10 protein-coding genes are annotated in these 14,478 nt (G+C 41.4%); 2 read left to right on the top strand and 8 right to left on the bottom strand.

Annotated elements, in window-relative coordinates; translation table 11 throughout:
• Positions 1 to 151 precede the first annotated feature (151 nt).
• Positions 152 to 4,624: a tetratricopeptide repeat protein gene (locus tag P5683_RS17850; protein ID WP_315669469.1), complete on the top strand. Its 4,473-nt coding sequence runs from the start codon at positions 152 to 154 to the stop codon at positions 4,622 to 4,624.
• 91 nt (positions 4,625 to 4,715) lie between these two features.
• On the opposite strand, the gene P5683_RS17845 is transcribed toward P5683_RS17850, so the two are convergent.
• The 8 genes from P5683_RS17845 to P5683_RS17810 form a co-directional block, all read right to left on the bottom strand.
• Complete coding sequence (locus P5683_RS17845) at positions 4,716 to 5,978, bottom strand: glycosyltransferase (RefSeq protein WP_315669468.1); 1,263 nt, start codon at positions 5,976 to 5,978, stop codon at positions 4,716 to 4,718.
• 4 nt (positions 5,979 to 5,982) lie between these two features.
• Entirely contained in the window at positions 5,983 to 7,386 is a 1,404-nt protein-coding gene (locus P5683_RS17840; RefSeq protein ID WP_315669467.1) for a glycosyltransferase, read from the bottom strand.
• The gene (locus tag P5683_RS17835; RefSeq protein WP_315669466.1) at positions 7,383 to 8,342 is read right to left on the bottom strand and encodes a GDP-mannose 4,6-dehydratase; all 960 of its coding nucleotides are present in this window, start codon (positions 8,340 to 8,342) and stop codon (positions 7,383 to 7,385) included. The genes P5683_RS17840 and P5683_RS17835 overlap by 4 nt, the downstream gene beginning before the upstream one ends.
• A gap of 270 nt (positions 8,343 to 8,612) precedes the next feature.
• The gene (locus tag P5683_RS17830) at positions 8,613 to 10,787 is read right to left on the bottom strand and encodes a tetratricopeptide repeat protein (protein WP_315669465.1); all 2,175 of its coding nucleotides are present in this window, start codon (positions 10,785 to 10,787) and stop codon (positions 8,613 to 8,615) included.
• Between the two features lie 216 nt (positions 10,788 to 11,003).
• A complete protein-coding gene (locus P5683_RS17825) occupies positions 11,004 to 11,648 on the bottom strand; it encodes a tetratricopeptide repeat protein (RefSeq protein ID WP_315669464.1) in 645 nt (214 codons plus the stop codon).
• Positions 11,645 to 12,316, bottom strand: coding sequence for a glycosyltransferase (locus P5683_RS17820; RefSeq protein ID WP_315669463.1), 672 nt, complete (start codon positions 12,314 to 12,316; stop codon positions 11,645 to 11,647). The genes P5683_RS17825 and P5683_RS17820 overlap by 4 nt, the downstream gene beginning before the upstream one ends.
• Before the next feature lie 31 nt (positions 12,317 to 12,347).
• Positions 12,348 to 13,748 (bottom strand): class I SAM-dependent methyltransferase, encoded by a 1,401-nt coding sequence (locus tag P5683_RS17815; protein ID WP_315669462.1) that lies wholly within the window; start codon positions 13,746 to 13,748, stop codon positions 12,348 to 12,350.
• Positions 13,749 to 13,797: 49 nt separating this feature from the next.
• The gene (locus tag P5683_RS17810; protein WP_315669461.1) at positions 13,798 to 13,974 is read right to left on the bottom strand and encodes a hypothetical protein; all 177 of its coding nucleotides are present in this window, start codon (positions 13,972 to 13,974) and stop codon (positions 13,798 to 13,800) included.
• Positions 13,975 to 14,126: 152 nt separating this feature from the next.
• Between P5683_RS17810 and P5683_RS17805 the strand changes: the two genes are divergently transcribed.
• Positions 14,127 to 14,282, top strand: a complete 156-nt coding sequence (locus tag P5683_RS17805) for a hypothetical protein (RefSeq protein ID WP_315669460.1) — start codon at positions 14,127 to 14,129, stop codon at positions 14,280 to 14,282.
• Positions 14,283 to 14,478 lie beyond the last annotated feature (196 nt).

Raw genomic sequence — 14,478 nt, 5'->3', positions numbered from 1 at the left:
TGTTTTTTGAAAAAACCGGGTTTCTCGAAGTTTCCAGAAACAAGCGATCGCCTTTCCAAACCTCGCCTAAAATCATCTGTAAATTTCTTGCCAATCGCCAAACCCTATGATATAATCGCAGATGGTTTGGTAATTAATTTCGTGTCCCCGTATGACCAGCACTGTCGATAACTCTAGCCTCGAAATCGCCAATAAACTCCTCCAACAAGGAAAAATTCAAGAAGCCGTAGCTGAGTATCGCCGGGGTATTGAGTTAACGCCAGACCTCTCCTGGCATCACTACTATTTGGGAGAGGCTCTCACTCAGTTGGAGGACTGGGAAGGGGCTGTGTCCGCATATCGACAAGCTATTTCTCTCGGTTCCAATTATCTCTGCTACTATCGCCTCGGGGTGGCTTTGGTCAAGTCCGAACGTTGGGATGAGGCTATAGAAGTATTAAATCAGGGCTTGGAATTAAAGCCTGATTATTATAAGTTTTATTTGCCCTTGGGTCAAGCTTTGGTTCACCAACAGCATTGGGAACCCGCTATGGAAGCCTATCGGAAAGCCGTAGCTTTGAAGCCGGGGGTGGCAGAATTTAACTTACAGTTGGGCTACCTGTTGCGCCGCCACGGACGATTTCAGGAGGCTGCGGGTTATTTGCAGCGTGCCGTGGATTTTCAGGGTGATGACCCCCAATTGCAGTTGGCTTTGGGGGTGGCTTTGGTGGAGGGGGGAACAGACCTCGACCGGGCGGAGGGTTGTTTGCGGCGGACTCTGGAGTTGCAACCAGACCAGGGGGAAGCCTATTTTTATCTGGGGAAATTGTGCCAGCGACGAGACCAGCTTCAGGAGGCTTTGGGGTTCTATCGTCGCTGTGGGGAGTTGAGTCCGGGGGTTGACTCTGCCTTGGCTGTCGCTGCAGTTTTGGAGAAGTTGGGGCGCCCGACGGAGGCGGTAGACCAGTATCGCCAAGTGGTCCTGGAGTTTGGGGAGTGCGGTCCGGCTTCCTTGGGTTTGGGACGCGCTTTGGCGGAGTTGGAACGTCCCGTTGAAGCCGTGGTGGAGTGGCGACGGGCGGTGAAATTGGGGGTGGAAACGCCCGAGGTGCATCGGCTTTTGGCTGATACTTTGGTGGAGTTGGGTCGCTGGTCAGAGGTGGTGGAGCATTGGAAGTGGCTGCTGGAGCGCTATCCGGGGGCGGTAGATTGGCGACGGCGGTTGGCTTTGGCTTTGATGGGATTGGGTCGCTGGACAGAAGCTGCCGCCCAATGGGGAGAATATTGGCGGGTGGCTCCGGGGTCGGGTCGGTGTCCGGTGGTGGATTTTCGACCCCAGAAGAAGACTCATGGGGAAATTGACCACAGTCAGGAGTTGAGTATTACGGGGGATTTGACGGTCGAGTTTTGGCTGTATTTGCGACAGTGGCCGGAGAGTTGGACGGAGATTATCTCTAAGTGTGTCAGCGACGAGCAAAATGAGTTCTGCTTTCGGTTGAAGGATGACCAGAAGGGTCAGTGGTATTATGGCAAGGGGGACGGTTGTTCTACATCGATTAACTGGGTTCCCAAAAAGGATATCAGGCTGCATGAGTGGGTTCATGTGGCTTGCGTGCGGAAGGTGGGGCAGTATGGGCGCATTTATTTTAATGGGGTTCTCCGGCGAGAGGATGATTGGAGCGGGGAGTCGGAGGCGGCGGGGACTGAGGCTCCGGTGCGGTTGATGGGAAGTCCGCAATGGCAGCGGTTTCACGATGGCAAGTTGTCGGAGGTGCGCCTGTGGAATCGGGCTCTGAGTGGGGATGAGATTCGCGAGGGAATGTGTGAAGGTCTGACGGGGGAAGAACCGGGGCTGGTGGGGCTTTGGCATGGGGATGAGTCGGACGAGGGGGTTTTGGTGGATGCCGTGGGTCATCATCACGGCAGATTGGTAATGGCAGCGGATGCTGGGAAGGAGCGTCCTCGGGTGGGGGTGTGCGGTTGGGAGTTGTCCCATAATGCTGCCGGACGTGCCTATACTTTGGCGCAGTTGTATGGGGGTTTTGCTGAGGTGGAGTTGATTGGCTGTCTGTTTCCTAAGTACGGGGGGCAGGTGTGGGAGCCGATTCGGGGGGGCGAGATTCGTTGTCATACGATACGGGTTGAGGATGAGGGACGGTTTGTTGAGCAGGCTTTGGGTCTGGTTTTGGCGCATCCCTATGAGGTGGTGCATTTGTCGAAGCCTCGGATGCCGAATATTATTTTTGGGCTTTTATATAAGCTGGTCTGGGGTGCGCGGGTGATTGTCGATATTGATGATGAGGAGTTGATTTTTGTTAGGGCATCAGAACCTGTGGATTTGCGGGAGTTGTTGGAGTCTGGGGAAGGTTTGCCAAAATGGAAGCATTTGCAGGGTAAGGAGTGGACTCGCATCGCAGTGGGTTTGGTGCGGGAGTTTGATGGGGTGACGGTCTCGAATCGGGCTTTGCAGGAGCGTTATGGCGGGGTGGTGATTCGTCATGCACGGGATGAGGCGAGGTTTGTGCCTTCGGCTGACCTGAAGCGTCGCAGTCGGGAACGCTTTGGTATTGCTCAGGATAAAAAGGTGGTGCTGTTTTTTGGTACGCCAAGGAAGCATAAGGGTTTGGTGACCACGGCTCGTGCTTTGGGGAGTTTGGGGCGCAAGGATGTCGTATTTGCGATTATTGGGGATTTCCCCGATGGGAAGTTAAAAGAGGAGTTGCAGGGTATCCCTGGGGTGGACTATGTGTTTGTGGGGAATCAGCCCTTTGAGTCTATCCCGGATGTGGTGGCGGTGGGTGATATTTGTGTCCTGTTGCAGGATGCGGACTTTCGGGTGTCGCAGTTCCAAATTCCGGCGAAGTTGTCGGATGCTTTGGGAATGGGGTTGGTGGTGCTGTTGTCGGAAACGGCGGCGGTGGCTGATGTGATTGAGTCGGGGGCTGTGGTTCCCGTGGCTGAGGGGGATTTGCCTGCGGTTTTGGATAGGGTATTATCAGATGAGGCGGAATGCGATCGGCTCAGGGTTCGCGGTCGGGAGTTATTTGCCACGGAGTTTGGGTTTGGGGTGAATGGGCCTCGGTTGGCTGCGGTTATGGATGAGGTTCGCAGCGGGGTTGGCGTCCTCTCGGATGAGTTGAATTTGTTATTGGCGGGGTTCCCTGCTGTGGGGTCGGTTTGGCAACACTGGGGAGAGGGTGTGTTAGAAACTCGGAGATTGCGCCCGGTGGGTCAGGGAGTTTCTATTGTTGTCCTCAGTTGGAATGGGGCGGGTTTGCTACGGCGGCTTCTGTCTAGTTTTTTTGCCACGAATACTTATTTTCCGGTTGAGTTCATTATTATTGACCACGGTTCGGAAGATAACACGGCTGAGGTGGTTCGTCAGCAGGCGATTAAGGGGGATGTTCGTTATATTAACCGAGGTGCTAATTTTTCGTTTTCCAATTCTTGTAATTATGGGGCGGGTTTGGCGAAGCATCCTTATTTGCTGTTTCTGAATAATGATATTGTTTTTAGTTCGGATGTGTTGCCTTTGGCAGTGAGTCGGTTGGATGATGCCACCATTGGGGCGGTGGGGGTGCGTTTGGATGATGAGCCTTCGTCGTTACCGAAAGGAAAGGAACCGGGAGTGCAGCATACGGGTATTGAGTTTGTTTGGAACGAAAAGCGAGGTTATTTCCAGCCGGAACAAATTCGCCATGGGAGTCTGAAGGATTATTTGGCGAATGCTACGGCTGAGGGTGATTTCTTTCCGGCGGTGACGGGGGCGTTTTTGTTGTGTCGGAAGGGTGATTTGGAAAGGGTCGGCGGCTTTTCTCTGGATTATGATTATGGTTTGGAGGATATTGATTTTTGTTTGCGTTTGGGGCGGGATTTACAGAAGAAGTGTTACTGCATTAATCAGGTGAGTTTGCAGCACCAAGAGGGGGCGACTCGCCAGAAGGGAAATCAGCCACAGCGTCGTGAGGTTAGGGAGAATAACCATCGTTTATTTAAGCAGGGTTGGGATAATTATGTCCGAGACTTGATTGGTGAACCAAAAGAGCAACTGGATATAAAAGGCTCTGAAAAACCGCTTCAAGTTTTAGTTAATGCTAATAATTCCACCAGGGTAGATGTTATTGAAGCGGATAGGCTGTTAGGCTTGGGTAAGCAGAAGGGTGATGCAGGTCTTTGGTCTGAGGCTGTAAATTTTTATCAGCAGGCTATTGCTTTACATCCTTCTGCTGGTCATATACATTACGAGCTAGGTATAGCCATGATGCAACTCAAACATTGGGATAAGGCGCTTGCCTGTTTGCAAAAATCCACTGAGTTATCTTATGAGTTTCCTCATCACTTGTATCATTCTTTGGGCGATGAGTTGGCGAAGGCAGGAAAACTCGAAAAAGCGATCGAAGCATACAGCTACTCCATTAGGTTACAGCCAGACTTTCCTTATAGCTATCATAACTTAGGAGATGTTTACCGTAAACTAAGATGTTGGGAAAAAGCTATGAATGCTTATAGCCATGCTGTAGAAATAAAGCCAGATTTATCTTTTTCTCAACTCAGTCTTGGAGATTGTCTCGCAAACTTGGGAAAAGTCACAGAAGCCAGTCTTTGCTATCGCCGTGTTCTCGAATTAGATCCTAGTATACTATAACACGAGAATACTCCAGAATGGTTGAGTATTTTCTTACTAAAGCATCCTCTATTATAGGTAACTCAAGTTAATAAATATTTGCTATAAATTATCAGTTCATACTAAGCTTGTTAAGTTGAGAACGAATTTTAACAAGTTGAGTTTGGGTTTGCTTGCCAGTCTCTTTCCAAGCTTGGAGTTGCTGTATTAATCCCTCTCTCTCCGCTTTTAATTGATGAATATGATAGTCGGAGCCAGACTGGTTAATTTTAGCCATAATGTAATCAATCCTATTTTTAATCCTATCACCAATTGCTTGATCGCCTAGTATAGAACGGATGTCTAGTGCTGCTCTCTTTCCGATTTTTTGGGATTCTTCATAGTTTTCAAAAACGTACTTCATTAAAAATGCTGCATGGTCAATATCCGGATCTGCCCATACGCATCCTTTGGGATATGGCCCTTCATCTTGAGGATTTTTTATCAGTTTGTACTTAACTAAAAAGCTATTATTAACATTCATAAACTCGATATTGGATGAGTAACCTGTAGAAATCACAGGTTTACCATAAAACATGGCTTCTGCCATTGTTAAACCAAAACCTTCTGCACGATGCAGCGATATATAGCAATTACAGCTATTAATTAGTCCATTAATTTCTTCTTTCATTAAGTGTTTGTTAATAGTGTATATTGATTTATCATTGTCAATATTTTTCAACAATTCAGCAAACTTTTTTGGAAAAGCATCAGCATTAGAAAATTTTAGGATTAGCATGACATCACGGGAATCTCCAAAGGCTTTTTTAAAAGCTTTAACTACAGCTAGGGGATTTTTTCTTGCAAATGTGCTGCGAAAATCAAACATAAATAGAAAAATAAATTTGGATTGGGGTAAACCTAAATCCTTTCTTCCAATAATGGGTTTAGGCAAATAAATGGTTAGTGGCATCTTGAAAATAGGTATTGGTGAAGCCAGTGCGAGGGCTGATGCTGCATAATTGCTATAAGTCCATATTTCATCAAATAGGTCAAACTCAGAATACCAAGCTTGCGGACATTCCAGCAATTCCCATGCCCAGAATCCTATGTTGTATTTATTTTTAAAATACTCGGGTTCAATGCTATCTAACAATTTACTTGGGTTAATATGTATCAAGTTGATTGGGTAAGGATTTTGATTTGAGAACTCTGTATAGCTGTTGTCTAAATTTCTATGCCATTTTACTTTAAAATCTCGGATAACAAAAGGAATTTTCGCTGTTTCCATTGCTCTAATAGTGGATCGTATTGCCTGACCCATACCATATTCACCACTAACGTGGCCAAAAGCATTAACCCCAAAGGAGTAGTCAAGTTGTTGATTTAGCATCATTATATTAATGGGTAATTGATTGCTGTTTACTTAGAAGATTTGAAGCTTTGAAGTTTTTATCACTTTCAAGGAGTTTGATTTGATATTCTTGTAACTCTTGTCTTACCTGTTGACAAGCCAGCTTCCAACCTTGAATTTGTAATTCTAATGAATCTATATCAGTTTTTATTTCTAAAAAAGCAGTCTTTCTGACTGATGATTTCCAATTATTTGTTCTTATTCTAATAAGTTCCAGACGTTTGTTTATTTGGCTACCAATAGCTTGCGGACTCAGTAAAGACTGAATATCCTTGGCAGCCTGAGTTCCAATCTCTTGGGCATGATCATAGTTGCTAAAAACGGACTGCATTAACTGAGCCGCGTGATCAATACTAGCATCAGCCCAAATACTGCCTGTCGGATAAGGGCCATAATCTTCGGTTGTAGTTACTAAATCATACTGTACCAAAAAACTGTTACCTACGTTCATAAAATCCAGATTAGATGAGTAAGCAGTAGCTATTACAGGTTTGCCGTAAAACATGGCTTCTGCCATGCCCAAGCCAAAGCCTTCTGCGCGGTGTAAGGATACATAACAATCACAATTATATATAAGTCCATGAATTTTGTGTTTAGGTAAATGTCCTTCTATGATTTGAATCGAAGACCAGTCTTTAATAAGGTCTAAAAGTTCATCTCGTTGAGCAGGATAATGATGTGAATTTGAAAACTTAACTATGAGTAAAACATCATGATTTAATTTTCCGAAAGCTTTTTGAAAAGCCATGATAGTAGCCAAGGGATTTTTGCGGACAAATGAACTACCAAAATCGAAGGTAAACAAGAATATGAATTTAGATTCAGGTAACCCTAATTCGCTCCTACTTAATGATGGTTTGTTAATTTCAAGGCAGAGAGGAATCTTCAGTACGGGAATTGGTGATACTGCTGACACGGCATCAGCTACATATCCACTAGCTGTCCATATCTCATCAAAAAATTCAAAAGCAAACTCCCATTCAGATGGAAATTTTGGTAGTTCCCAGAACCAAAATCCAATATTATACTTGTTTTTAAAGTATTCAATGGTAAAATCATCAAATATCTTGTTGTAAACACCTTCATACAACCAGTTTGGATTGGTTACTACCAAATTCACTGGATAGGGATTATCCTTTGAAAAATTGGTATATGTAGTGTCTGTATATTCTCCGTTAACAACATTAAGATTATTCAATGCGTATGATATACCAGCACTTTTAACTGCTCTTATATTAGATCTTGCAGCCTCTGCCAAGCCAAAATCTCCGGTTATATGGCCTGCAATATTTATACCAAAAGTCTGATTTAGTTGCTTCCTTTTCATATAAAATATCTGGTTTTTGCATTTACAAACTTCTCTGGATTGTTTGATGATTTTGTCAATCATGAAATATTAAACTGAGCATCAACCATCATCCTAACTACCTCTGGCATCTTAAACTTTGCTTTCCATCCTAGTCTTTCTTTTGCCAGCATGGGGTTTCCTCCTCCCCAAGCAATATCTGTTGGTCGGTACAAGTTAGCATCTGTTACTACATGGTTTTGCCAATCTAAGCCCACACATTCAAAAGTCTTAGTCACAAAATCCGCCAAGGAGTAAGTCTCACCCGTGGCAATCACATAATCCATTGGCTCATCCTGTTGCAACATCAAATACATACTCTCTACATACTCGGGAGCCCAGCCCCAGTCTCGAAATACATCAACATTACCCAAGTATAGCTTTTCCTTGCTCCCTTTGGCAATACGACAAGCTGCTGAAACAATTTTCTGGGTCACAAATCTTTCTGGCCTCAGAGGTGATTCGTGATTATATAATACACCAGAACAGGCAAACAAATTGTAGGCTTCTCGATAATTGGCAACTTGCCAAAAAGCCGTAGCCTTAGCCACCGCATAGGGACTTCTGGGATGAAAAGGTGTATTTTCGTCAGCCGGAAGGTTATTCGTGTTGCCAAAACATTCCCCAGAGGAAGCGTGGTAGCTTTTTATGGGAACTCCCATAAAACGAATGGCTTCCAATAGGTTTAAGGTTCCTGTAGCGATGCTTTCTAAGGTTTCTACGGGTTGTTCAAAAGAAAGACCTACTGAGCTTTGACCTGCCAAATTATAAATCTCATCCGGCTGAATTTTAGCCAAGACTTGCAAAACGCTACGAAAATCGTTGAGAGCCATTGATGCCAACTTGATTTTATCATAAATGCCCAAACGATGTAAATTCGCAAACTTAGATATTTGGGCATCTCTGGAGGTTCCGCAAACTGCATAACCTCTGTTTAGCAACAACTGAGCCAGGTAAGCTCCATCTTGTCCACTGATTCCACTGATTAATGCTGTTTTCATTGGTAAATTTTTGTGACTCCACCAGCTAGGATCATATAACCAAAAATTTTCGGTTTTTCAAAAAGATTCAAACCATTTATAGCACATTACGCAAAAAGTTTCAATCTGAATATCCTCTGCCTTTGGACTTTATCATAATGTAAGATTTATAGCAAGCAACAGGCAAGGCAGAAAAATCCGTTCACAGTCTGGGTGTCATATTCGATAAAAAATTGATTAATTCAACTTCTCATATCATGCAATATATATATCCTCATAATTGAATCTGATTTATGTTGATAAAATCTCAACTGAGCTAACATATTCTCTATTTTTACCATCCTGTCTGTGACCCCCACGAATATCTGAACCATATTGAGGATAATTGTAGAGCAAAAATATATTATTTGTATTTTTAAATGAATATTCAATTGTACTTAATATTGAACTCTTTACAAAAAATAGATTGACACCTTTCTTTTCTGCATAAATCAAGGAATATCCTTTATGTTTGCCTAAATTATACAATGCTCTTATACTTGCACCACAGTAATTTGTACCGTCCCACACAGCATTCGGTTCGTATTTAACAACTTTATCTTCCATAGGTAAATGTGAAGCATTATATTGTATAATAACAACACGAGGCTGATAGATTTCATCTAAACTTTTCCAAACATAAAAATCATTATAATCGATATCGATACATAATAAGTCAAATTCTTGAGGTACATCATATTTTTTGAAGAGATGATTGATATTTTCAGCAGTAATAAACTCCTTATATAAGCCTATTTCTTTATTTTCCCAACCTCCATCCATCAATAATCCTGTCCATCCGTAATTTTCTCTCAAATTTCTAGTATTACATTCATTTCCATTTTCTACTCCAAACTCAACATAATATTTATTAGTGGTTTTTATCACTTCAAATATTTTTTCAATAACACCATCTTCTTCATTTTGGGAATATATCTTTTTTTCATGTTGATAAAGGTTTATTTCGTGATTATTAACAGAGGGACAAGCTTTGAATTCATTCCATTTTTCATTGTTAGTTGTAGCATACAGTTCCGGATCAAAACCATTGTCCATAACAAAGCTCATGACATCATTATTGATAACCTTATATTTATGTAACAACTTATGAACGAGGATTTTTTTGGACTTATTTTTATACAAAATATTTTTTAATTTTTGTAGTTTCATTATAGTTTGGTAGTAGCCAATTGCCTGATAATATTTGCCATGCTTATATAACATTTCCATGAAGCTATAATAAAACCAAAATGAATTAGGGTTTAAATCGATTGCATGGCAATAATTGGTAACTGCCTGACTCATATTACCTTGTTTATCTAAAGCATCTGCTAAGTTGTAATATAACCAGGATAAGTTAGGATTTAACTCCAGAGCATGACGATAACTGGCGATCGCTTCTGTTAACTTTCCTGCCCGTTTCAGTTGGTTACCAACCTTGATTAAATTACCCGCAGTTACAGGTAAAATTGGCACTGTGATTGTTTGAGGTTTAGATCCTTTTTCCTCAAACCAATAATGACCTTCTGCCACTACATCAAACACTAATCTAATTTTTCCTTGCTTGAACAGTTTAGTATCAATGAAGTCTTCAAACTCAATAGTTGCACCATCCATAAATTTATCTACACCCAGAGATATCCTAAATTCCTGACGACCAGGTTTATTTTCTTCATAAACTTGAATGCCTATTTTAAGAATTGCCCGCTCACCAATAAATACATCCCAATCTCGTCTACTAATATTTTGGAGTTTACCTGAAACTTTAAGTAAATCTCCAGGCTCCAAAAGGGCTGGAGGTTCATTAATACTTAACTCATATTCATAACCATGAATTTCGTTAATTTTGGCGAAACCATTTAACTTTTCAGAATCTACACCAGAAGCTATACACCAAATGCCTTCCACAATTACAGGCTCTACACTATACAAGTTGGTAAGTTTCCTTACCTCCTCAATAACCATTGGAAACTCTTGACCGTAGCCGCGACCACAAATAATTCCATCTGGCTTCAAAAATTGTGACCAGAAACTCAGGTTCTCCCCAAACACTATATTTTGATAGTCTACGTTGAGACAATATAGATCTATCGACTTATCCCAATCAGCAAAATCTTGGGGACTTAAACCGGGTAAAGCCACCAAATTAGGGCAGTTTTTAGTAAACTCGCGAAAATTCTCTAAGTTATAATCGGTCTGATACCTGTCCCGCCACTTTTGAGCGTATTCTACGTCTTGCTCCCAGGAATCAATACAGTAAACAGTTACGGATGAATGAACACTTTTAGCCCATGCGTAGGAGGACAGTCCTAGAAAGGAGCCGACTTCGACGACGACTCCACCCGGTGGAACTAATTTGGCAAGGGCTTCAATTGCCCACAGTCCTCTTTCTGTAAATTGTCCAGGTATATTCAGATTATAGGGCATAGTCTTCTGTTGGCGATCGCAGGGTAAATCAGTTGGGTTAGATGAAAACCATATCTGGTATCGGGCTTACTTTAACATAACACCAGGTCATGAATCATGATTATCATACCATATCACGAGATTTATACCACTTGACAAATATATCGAGCTTTAGTCCCTTGGTACGATTGACTTTCTATCTATATAAAAGTAAACAGTTCAGTTGACACTTAACTTTTATAGACTGGATAGATTGTCGCTGACTTTCTTCAATTTCTCGAGTGCTACACCTAATTTATCACTTAACAAACTTGAACTTGGGTTTAACTCCACTGCTTTAGAATAGGCTTCCAAGGCTTCATTTAGACGATCTAATTTTTCCAAGGCTTCTCCTAAACCATAATATGTCCAAGCAAAGTTAGGATTTTGATAAATCGCTTGATGATAAGTAGTGATCGCCTCCTCTAATTTGCCTTGGCGTTTAAGCCTATTAGCAACTATCAAATAACTATTATCTGTTGTAACATGATCTTTTAACACATCCTTTTTTATTGAAGGTAATAGGCTAATAGTAGTTGGTTTACTTTCTAGTTCTGAATTAATTAAGCATGATTTTTCTGAGTTATTTCTATGATCGTATTTATCTAACACATTTGCATGAGCATCAGAAGCTACAAATTGCTCCAGGTTTTTATCTATTTCAAAGACATCTAAAACAACTTTGTTGAGTCCCATCATTTTAAATTGAGACTCCGTGAAATGTGTTCCAAATGTGCCAATTGCTAAACCTCGATTAACCAATGTATTAATCTTGTTATATCCTGATAGCCAAAGAGTCAGTGTAGTTGCTGCATCCTGTCCGGTCGGAAATTTTGGGCTCAAAAAATGTGGCCGCATATCCCAAGTCTGAGGCCATTTTTTAAACCTCTTTCTTTTCGGTTTTGATCTTCTAATATTTTCTTATAAAATTCTCGAATCGCATGATCATCACGTTGGCTGTAAGCTCTATCTTTTAAAAATCTATCCTCATACTCATATAGCAATGATTTAATTTCATCCCATACTTTCCGAGATAAAGCATATCCCCACCAATGAGGGTTTCCTACACATACCTTATCTAAATGATGCAATTTTTCTTCTCTGTTCCACTGACAGGGAAACCATCCTTGAACAACACCGACATCATCAAAATTAGCTTCTGACCAGTCCAAAAGCCTAAAAATTAAACCAATATAATAAGGAGAAAGAACCATATCGTCTTCTAACACCAGAACTCGATCATATCCGCAAACATCGAATAGGGTGCATCTAGCTTCAATCATATTCCGACCCAAACCCCAATTATTATGTCTGGCAATAATATGCTTATTAACTATTGAAGAATTGGTAATAATTTTTGCATTTTCTTCTTGAGCTGATTCTTGCCCACCATCTAAGAAAAAGTAGAAATCCAAAAAGCTTGATTCTGGATTGTTTTCTAGGGACTCAACCACTTGTTTAAAGTATTCGGGTCGGTTATAAGCGGAAATCGATACAGCAGCTTTTGCCATTTCAGTCTGGTTTTATTTGTTGATAGAATTATTAGATTGAATTATCTTTACTTATGATGTATTTGGGAGAGTCTTCAACCAGCTTAAGATTACGCTCAGAACAAAAATGTTCTGCTGCCCTTTTTACACCTTCCCAGGTAAAATCATCTCCGATTAATACTCCTCCTTCTGTCAATAAATCCCAATAATTAACCAAGTCTGAATAAACGTTTTCAAAGTCGTGACCTGCATCAATATGTATCATATCTGCTTTAATTCCAAGACGTTTTAGGATGATTGCCGCATTCGTACTGGTTTGGGGTAAAGGAAGAATGTTGTTTTCTAACCCTTTCCACATCACATTTGCTAAAAATTGGTAGTATAATCCTGGATATCCATGTTTAAGTTTAAGAGACCAGAAAATCTTATCAGGTCTCTTAGGATTCCAATGTTCGGGGCTACCTAGCCAAGTATCTATAGATATCACAATTACTTCCGGATCAACTTTTGTAGCTATCTCTGCCATGTGGATAGTTGCCTGTCCCTTCCAGACTCCAACTTCAATAATTATCTTGGGCTTGATTGTCGATATCGTTTGAGCAAATACCTTATGCTTGCCGTTCCACCCTTGTAAATCTATTGGGTATTCTTTGAAGTTAAAGTCATTATACGGATTTTCTACATAGAGTTGAGATATCAGATCATTATAAAAAGGAATCGTTCTTTTCAAATCGGCATTTTCTTTAATAAATTCTGATGTAGATGTGTCGTATCCAAAATGATCCATTAAAGCGAATATCTTTGACTGCGCTTGTAATTTATTGGTGACATAATTGCTTTTTTCGTTATCGCCTTTCCAGTTGCCAATTCTCGTAGAGTCTAATGGTCTTATTCCTTTTAGAGATTGCAGATTATTCAGAGTAGGCATTGCAAAGTGCTTCCAGCACTCAGAGAAAGGTACTCCTATCTCTAAACCAAAAGCTTTTGCGATTTTTTCTTGTACTTCGTTTGGTTTAGTTAACAACTCCTCAAATTTTACTGGTATAACTCTAGGATGACTCTCTAACTTTTGCAACAAAACAGCATTATCAATCCATCTTTGCGGGTCTCCTATCCAGGGCTGACCAGGTTTTAAACCATGATCGGATAAAAGAACATCTCTAGGATCGCGAAGCATAAATATAATTCCTGCATCCTCGTCGTCCAAAAAATGTTCTGCCCATATTTTTCTGTGTGGAGATGTGTGAGGTGAAGGGAAAGTACCAAAGGTAACTTTATCAGCAAAACTTTTTTCTTTTACTGGGATTTCCTGTTCTTCTAATATATGACTATTTTTAAATCCAGCCCTACACATATATAGGATAAGTGTATTGCCTGATCGCGGACATCCTCTAATATAAACCCGTTTTATAGGGGTTACTCTTGAACTAATATTTGTCGATTTATGAGCCATGATTTAGAATCCTAAAAACAGTTAACAATAAACTCTAGTAACATCCAAATTAAACCAAATTTACCAAAAAATTATACATTTTTTTCATTGTATTATATACAGTGTTAAAACGGTTCTCAATACCCTTATTATAGAGAGCGATCGCCTCTTCAAACTTCCCAGAGCGTTTCAACTGATTAGCCTGCTTCAGTAACTCACCCGCACTCATTCCTTGACTACTTCTCATAACTAACTTCCCAATTCACACCTACCCCTGACATAACCGAGGATTATACCATATCACGATACTTACCCAACTTGATAGATTATTTACAAGGCTCTAGTATAATAGGGTAATGCTTCGGTATTGTATCAGCTTTGGTCTGGGGAGTCAAGGAATTGGTCAGCGATTTAGTTAGGGGTAATCAACTGCTGCCGAGCGGTAAGCTAGAAGAGGCGGTGGATGCTTTTCAAAAAACGATCGCACTTCAGCACTTCATCCCCATTTCCCAGGATTTCAGTAATCCTGCTAGGGTAGTGGTAGGCCGGCTGTGATGTAATACGATCGCACCTTGCCACCTCCCCCTGCGGCGAAAGAATTTATCGAGGCATCAACCCGAATTATATCACCCCTCAAAGCGATCGCCAACCGCCGACTCCCAGCCCACATCCCCCCTTACTCCCCCCATAACCCCCTATATTAGCAGAAGTGGCGATCGCCCCAGTCCTCAATCCGTATAACTCCCCTTCC

It is taken from the genome of Limnospira sp. PMC 1279.21 (genome assembly GCF_032349615.1).
In the GTDB taxonomy this organism is placed as follows: Bacteria; Cyanobacteriota; Cyanobacteriia; order Cyanobacteriales; family Microcoleaceae; genus Limnospira; species Limnospira fusiformis.
This window is presented reverse-complemented; position numbering and strand designations above follow the sequence as displayed.

Coding starts and splice junctions, on each gene's coding strand:
- P5683_RS17835 (WP_315669466.1), bottom strand. CDS start 8,342: ATGAAAACAGCATTAATCAGTGGAATCAGTGGACAAGATGGAGCTTAC.
- P5683_RS17820 (WP_315669463.1), bottom strand. CDS start 12,316: ATGGCAAAAGCTGCTGTATCGATTTCCGCTTATAACCGACCCGAATAC.
- P5683_RS17850 (WP_315669469.1), top strand. CDS start 152: ATGACCAGCACTGTCGATAACTCTAGCCTCGAAATCGCCAATAAACTC.
- P5683_RS17840 (WP_315669467.1), bottom strand. CDS start 7,386: ATGATTGACAAAATCATCAAACAATCCAGAGAAGTTTGTAAATGCAAA.
- P5683_RS17845 (WP_315669468.1), bottom strand. CDS start 5,978: ATGATGCTAAATCAACAACTTGACTACTCCTTTGGGGTTAATGCTTTT.
- P5683_RS17810 (WP_315669461.1), bottom strand. CDS start 13,974: ATGAGAAGTAGTCAAGGAATGAGTGCGGGTGAGTTACTGAAGCAGGCT.
- P5683_RS17830 (WP_315669465.1), bottom strand. CDS start 10,787: ATGCCCTATAATCTGAATATACCTGGACAATTTACAGAAAGAGGACTG.
- P5683_RS17815 (WP_315669462.1), bottom strand. CDS start 13,748: ATGGCTCATAAATCGACAAATATTAGTTCAAGAGTAACCCCTATAAAA.